The sequence below is a fragment of the Vibrio sp. 704 genome (assembly GCF_033339295.1).
This window is the reverse complement of the sequence record NZ_JAWOUH010000918.1, coordinates 1-539: the sequence shown is the minus strand read 5'-3', so window position 1 is coordinate 539 and position 539 is coordinate 1. Positions and strand designations below refer to the sequence as shown.

The 539-nt window shown below is 47.1% G+C and carries 1 protein-coding gene; it reads right to left on the bottom strand.

Features of this window, described 5'->3' with window-relative positions; translation table 11 throughout:
* Nucleotides 1–539 (bottom strand): aconitase family protein (locus tag R7R24_RS29870; protein ID WP_318120609.1); only part of this gene is annotated, 539 nt, incomplete at both ends.

Genomic DNA, 539 nt, shown 5'->3' with positions numbered 1-539 from the left:
TTCAATGGCCATGTTACATACCGTCATACGGCCTTCCATAGAAAGATCAGTAATCGCTTCACCGCAGAATTCAACCACATAACCAGTACCGCCCGCAGCCGTTGTTTTGCCGATGATAGCTAGAACGATATCTTTTGCGGTAATACCCGGTGCGACTTTACCTTTCACTTCGATTTTCATTGTTTTCGCACGTGCTTGTTTTAGCGTTTGAGTCGCTAATACGTGTTCAACTTCTGATGTACCGATACCGAAAGCCAGTGAGCCAAATGCTCCGTGTGTTGCGGTATGAGAGTCACCACAAACGATGGTCATACCCGGTAGAGTAATGCCTAGCTCTGGGCCCATAACATGGACGATGCCCTGATATTTGTGGTTTAGGTCGTAAAGGGTAACACCGAACTCTTCGCAGTTTTTCGATAGCGTTTCCATTTGGATACGCGCCATCTCGCCAGAGGCGTTGATGTCTTTGGTTGTGGTCGAAACGTTGTGATCCATCGTGGCGAACGTTTTGCTAACCTGACGAACTTTACGACCTTTTT